General features: G+C 37.9%; 4 protein-coding genes. 1 reads left to right on the top strand and 3 read right to left on the bottom strand.

The features are described from left to right. The 3 genes from ACTB00_RS17415 to ACTB00_RS17405 all read right to left on the bottom strand — a co-directional run. Positions 1 to 3633 (bottom strand): HYR domain-containing protein (locus ACTB00_RS17415; protein ID WP_463301189.1); only part of this gene is annotated, 3633 nt, incomplete at its 3' end. An 18-nt stretch (positions 3634 to 3651) separates the two neighbouring features. Then, positions 3652 to 4119 (bottom strand): hypothetical protein, encoded by a 468-nt coding sequence (locus ACTB00_RS17410; protein ID WP_463301188.1) that lies wholly within the window; start codon positions 4117 to 4119, stop codon positions 3652 to 3654. Positions 4120 to 4529: 410 nt separating this feature from the next. Then, on the bottom strand, positions 4530 to 5234 hold the full coding sequence (locus ACTB00_RS17405) for a hypothetical protein (protein WP_463301187.1): 705 nt from the start codon (positions 5232 to 5234) through the stop codon (positions 4530 to 4532). 48 nt (positions 5235 to 5282) lie between these two features. Here ACTB00_RS17405 and ACTB00_RS17400 point away from each other — a divergent pair, with 48 nt between their 5' ends. Next, the gene (locus tag ACTB00_RS17400) at positions 5283 to 5996 is read left to right on the top strand and encodes a M48 family metallopeptidase (RefSeq protein WP_463301186.1); all 714 of its coding nucleotides are present in this window, start codon (positions 5283 to 5285) and stop codon (positions 5994 to 5996) included. Positions 5997 to 6000: the final 4 nt, after the last annotated feature.

Here is a 6000-nt window from a genome sequence, read left to right as displayed (position 1 = left end):
GCTTACAACTTGCTCCATGCAATCATCTCCGGCGCTAATTCCTGTCAACGGTACGTCAAGAGTTGTCGCATAAAGTGAAATTGATTGATCTGCAACAGCGTCGAAAACCGGTGCCTTATTGATTCCCGCAACAGTTACTACAAACGACGATTCTGAAGTATTTCCTGAAGCATCAGTTGCTGTAAATGTAACAACAGTTGCTCCCACAGGAAATTCGCTTCCACTACCAAGACCGGCGGTTTGTTCCACCGTGACTCCTCCGCAAATATCACTTGCGGTTGGAGTCTCAAACTCAACAACAGCCGAACAATCATCAGCCGAAGCAACAACTGTTGTGATATCCTCCATACTATCAATCTCAGGTCTGATACTATCTGCAACTGTAACAATACTTTCGCAGAAGTCATAGTTCATGTAGTAATCATTCACTGTCAATGTAATCAGGTTAGGACCTAAATCATCACAGTAGAATTTCTCTCTATTTACGTAAGGAACGATGTGGAAACCACAGGCGTCATACGAGCCATTGTCAACCGTAGATCCATCAATTTGTACAAAGCCTGTTTCATCAAGATAAACCGTAACATCTTTACAAATCGCTATCGGTTTTGAGTTATCCTCGATAGTAACAGTTGAAACACAGGTCGAAACGTTTCCATAGATATCTGTTACACTCAAGGTCAATTCATTATCCCCTATTTGTTCGCAACTCAATGCAATCGCTGTATCAGATTCAACAGCCAAAACAACATCAGTGCAAGCATCATAAGAGCCATTGTCAATCATCTCAGGCGTGATAATTACTGATCCCAAGGTATCTAATGAGATGGTAATATCTTTACACATGGCAATTGGTGCAATGGTATCCAAAACCGTTACGGCTGCCTGGCATTGATCAGTATTATCCGATTGATCAGTAGCAGTTAACACAACTGCATTTTCTCCGACATTTGAACAATCGAAATCAGTAACATCAAGTGATAATTCATACGTGTAATTATCTGATGTAATATAATTTACAAATGATGGATCGATGGTAAATGCACCTGAAGCATCCAGATAAACTGTCGTATCCATACAAACAGCAACAGGATTAATCGTATCTAAAACTGTTACAGTAGCAGTACACGTTTCCGTATTTGAAAAATTGTCCACAACGGTCAAAGTAATACTATTGGCACCTAAATCGGCACCTGTATAATCGTATTTATCAATGTACATGGTATCAATTCCACAATTATCGGTAGAACCATTATCAATTTCAGCAGTTGTGATACCGGCTAAACCATCTGCATCCAAATACAATGTAGTATCCTTACATAATACAACAGATTTCATGTTATCCTCCACGGTTACATCTGCTGTTGTTGATGATGTATTCCCATTTTTGTCGGTCACTGTTAAAGTAATTGTATTTCCCCCAATTTCTGAACAATCAAAACTATTTGGAGAGACCACTAGAGATGCAATTCCACTTGCATCGTTTGAACCATTATCAACATCTGACCCAGTAATAGTAACCTGGCCATTACCATCAAGTGATACCGTAATATCTTTTGCAGTGGCCACAGGCGAAATAGTATCCAATACTTCAACTGTAGATGAACACGTATTGACATTTCCGTTAACATCAGTGACTGTTAAAGTAACCGCATTGTCTCCAACATTTAAAGAGGTAAATGCCGAAGGACTAATTGCCAAACTAGAAATACCGCAAGCATCTGTTGATCCATTGTCGATATCGGAAGCGGCTATTGACGCATCACCATCACTATCAAGATAAATTGTAATATCCTGACAGACTGCTGCAGGAGCCACATTATCTTCAACAGTAACAACAACCGTACTTGTTGCTGAATTGCCATTGTTGTCGGTTACTTCCAAAGTCACATTATTGGCTCCAACATCACTACAATCAAATGAGTTTGGTGTAGCGGTGTAAGATGCTATTCCACTGGCATCACTTGATCCATTGTCCAGGTCACTTCCTGAAATAGTCAGATTTCCAGTCGCATCAAGCTGAACTGTAATATCTTTTCCAACGACTGTTGGTGGAGTGTTGTCAATCACTGTAACAGTGGTTGTCTCAGTAGTTACATTTCCATAGTTATCAGTTAAAGTAATGGTAACGGTATTTGCTCCAATATCTGAAAGACTATATGAAGATGGACTTACAACTGTATTAGCAATTCCACAGGCATCAACCGATCCATTATCGACATCTGAAAAAGCTAATGTTCCGTCCCCATTGGAGTCCAGATAAAGATTAAAATTTTGCAGATTAGCTGTAGGTCCGAGATCATCCGAAACCGTAACTGTTGCATTACATTGATCGGTATTACCAAAACAATCAGTAACAGTTAAAACAACAGCAACTGGTGTTCCGATATCTGTACAATCAAAAGTTGTCATATCGGTATCATAGGTCAAACTTGACCCAATAGATCCGTTATCAACCGCATCCTCTGCAATGGTTGCAGCTCCATTAACATCAAGTGAAACACTGATGTTTTTGCAACTCGCAGTTGGTAAAACTTCAATAATATCAATTTGCGAGCTCGCATTGGCGCTTCCACTTCCGTCATTAATTCGAACCTGAAGATTTCTGGTTGTGGCATCCGGGCCACATTGATTCTCATAAGCCAGATGTTCAATCACAGTTTCCACCATGTTGTTGGTAGTTACCTGGGGATTGTTAAACGTCAAGACTATATCATCAATATACATATATGAACCTACAGCTCTTCCACAAGTTTGGTCATATGTACCGTTAATAAACCAGAACCGCAAATTTGGGCCACCAAAAGTCAACGTCGTACTAATATTTTGCCATCCACCAGTATTGGCACCAGTACTATGAAATAGACGTTGATAAGTTTCTCCCGAATCCATTGTGCCATTATTGTTATCATCCGAAAAAACAAATCCAAAAACATCATAGTCATCCGAAGTTGTTGCAGCATACCACCATAAACTCAAATCATCTCCAACTGTAGCAGCAAATACATCACTGGTTACTGATGGTGAGTGGTTCGTTCCACAACTAGTTGTAACCCCTCCACTAATTGAAAGTTTCAACCCATAGCTTCCACTGTGAGCAGCGGCACTTTCTACGGTCGCAGATGCTGTTCCATAACTATAATCATCAATTGTAGGGTTACCATCTCCCCTAGTCCCATTGTATGGACCTTCAGCCCACGCTTGCCCATACATTTGATTATGATTGTAGTTAACTGTCCACGAATCCAGAGATGCTGTCTCAAAACTTGAGTTGCTCAGTGGAGCCGAAGTATTATAATCAATTCTTAAAATGTTCCCGTTTTGTCCATTCTTTGTATTATCAATGGTTCCAATCCGATCTCCTGCCCAGTATACAGCATTCCCAGAGACTGTCAAACTCCCGCCATCAATGATACTAAGCTGATCATTTGCGGTAGAATTGGTAATCTCAAACTCAACGTATCCGCCTGTAAAATCATCATCTCCCGTCAAAGTTACATCTGAGTCAACAATTGTCGGAGAACTTCCTTGCGTATAAGTTGTGTTATCTAATCCGGTTAATGATTGTGCCATTACAGGAACAGATAATATCAGGCTGAGTAGTATTAAAACTCCTTTATACAAATTTCTCATTATTCTATATTTTAGGAATTATTGCTTTGTTTCTGTAAAATTCTTAATCAAGATGTCTGTTAACACGTTTACATCCGGAGACTCTAGCTCTCTTATTCCTAAAACCAAATCGTACGGATCAAAAACTCCACAATCCGCCTTTAGTTTCTGTTTTGGAGCAAGTGAAATAGATACACTCCGCGTATTTTCACTTGTGACTTCACCGGCAATATCAGCTCTGTAGCCCAGCTGATAATCCCATGCTAATTGTACTTGATCATCTGTCTTGTTAACAACCTTTACAAAGATGTTTTCACAACAATTCTTTTCATCTTCAGAGCAGTCAGTGTATTTATAAAAAACGTCAACTACCTGACCTTGTAGAACTAACTGCCATCCATCAGAATAGCTGCTATTCATTATCGATTCTGATGAAGTAACTGTCTGTGACTTAACAGCTGTAAGACACAGAAATACCATCACTAATACTAAGTAAATTTTTCTCATACTAACTAAATTATTAAAATTATTAATTATCTATATATATTATTAACCATCTAAACATTAAACTTAAATAATTTATTATCAGTCATAAAATTATAGGCCTACTTTTCATGTCAATAAATTAACATCTTCAACTAGTTTATTGACATAATCACACAAAATTACCATAAAAATAATTGAATATCTGTTCGATATTACCTCCTCAGCACAAAAATGTACGAAAAGCACCTCTCAGTTATCTTATGCTACTTTTGGCATACCAAACACATCGTTTTGATTATCGAAAAACGATATTTAAACCTCTGAGCAAGGTCATTAATTATAAAATGTATAACGATCTAAAATATTACATAAAACAAAAAAGGCACTCAGATTGAGTACCTTTCATCAATAATATGCTATTATCTAAAGAATTACTTCATCTTCTCCAGATACAATTTTTTTATTTGTTGTAAATATTCCAGACTCAGTTTATTGCTGTAAATACGAACAAACTCTCGTAGTCTTCCATTATGATAGAAAGATCCTACGGCAGCATCAAACTTGCTTTCATCCCAATTATACTGTACACGGTTGCTCAATGCCTTAAAATCGTCAAACTCGAAGTACGCTGGTAATTCAATATAGGCATGAAAACGCTCCTTTTTGTCAATATAAATGCCATCATCAATTTCTTCCAACTTAAAAAACTTGACCACCTTTATATTGGCTTTCTCTTTCAAGCTCTTTTTGTTTTTACCTAAAAAGTGGATGCCATTATCTTCATACGCTTTTTGTAACGCACCAATTAAATCATACCGATTCAGGTGCCGGACTCTTAACACGTTGTAAGTGGTATTGTATATGTTTAAAAAACCTTTTCCGGCATCAAATTTCTCATCAAACACTTTCTCAACTTCCTGAGTTGCACGAATGATATTCTCAAGCGGATAATGTTCCGCCAAGGCAATGTACATATAAATCGGTTTGGTATCGAAAGGCGTTTCATGATAATAACCGGGAAATGGCTCGAGAGCTTCAAACACCAGTGTGCCGGGCTCAATCTTATCATCAATAGTAAAGACCGTTTCCCTTTTGTTTATCGTTCCAAATACTTCAATGTCGTTTTTTTGTTCCATAGTTCAAGTTTTGAAGGATTCATTATCTTCGTCAGCAATTCGTATCGTATGAGCACTGAAAAAGTAATCTTAATTGAACCTGTCGGACAGGTTACTTTAGTTAGAAATGAACGTTCCCGTTATTTTCGGTTACGGGTAAAACCAACTGGTCATGCTCATGTCTCCATGCCTGTTTTAGCCTCCGAGGCTAAAGCCGTCGACTTTGTAAAATCAAAATCAGCATGGATAATACAACAACAACAAAAGATTAAAACAGGTTTAACTGTTTTCGGACAAGATAACTCTTTTCGAACAAAGTTTCATCAATTAAAAATAGTAAAAGTTGATCAGGGGCAAGTGACGAGTTTAATAGGAACCGGAATTGTCCAAATTAACATTCCACATAAATACGATCATCAAAACCCAAACATTCAACAATTTATACGCAAAATTCTTATTGAAGTCATGCGACAGGAAGCCAAAGTTTATTTACCCGTTCGGCTTCAGGAACTGGCATCGAAACACGGATTTCAATTTCAAAAAGTGTTTGTAAAACATGTAAAAAGCCGATGGGGAAGTTGTTCTTCAGTAAACAACATCAATTTAAATCTTCACTTAATGAGACTGCCCGACCGATTGATCGATTATGTATTGCTTCACGAATTGGCTCACACAAAAGAAAAGAACCACAGCAAAAGCTTCTGGCATTTGCTCGAAAGAATATGCCTGGGTTCGAAACAACTGGACCGGGAACTCAAAAAGTACCATGTTGATATTTTTTGAACAG

It is taken from the genome of Sunxiuqinia sp., assembly GCF_055140945.1.
Note: the sequence above shows the minus strand (reverse complement) of the source record. Positions and strands in the feature narration are given on the sequence as shown.

Excerpts from the sequence above, each read along its gene's own strand:
- ACTB00_RS17410 (WP_463301188.1), bottom strand. The coding sequence starts at position 4,119 with ATGAGAAAAATTTACTTAGTATTAGTGATGGTATTTCTGTGTCTTACA.
- ACTB00_RS17405 (WP_463301187.1), bottom strand. The coding sequence starts at position 5,234 with ATGGAACAAAAAAACGACATTGAAGTATTTGGAACGATAAACAAAAGG.
- ACTB00_RS17400 (WP_463301186.1), top strand. The coding sequence starts at position 5,283 with ATGAGCACTGAAAAAGTAATCTTAATTGAACCTGTCGGACAGGTTACT.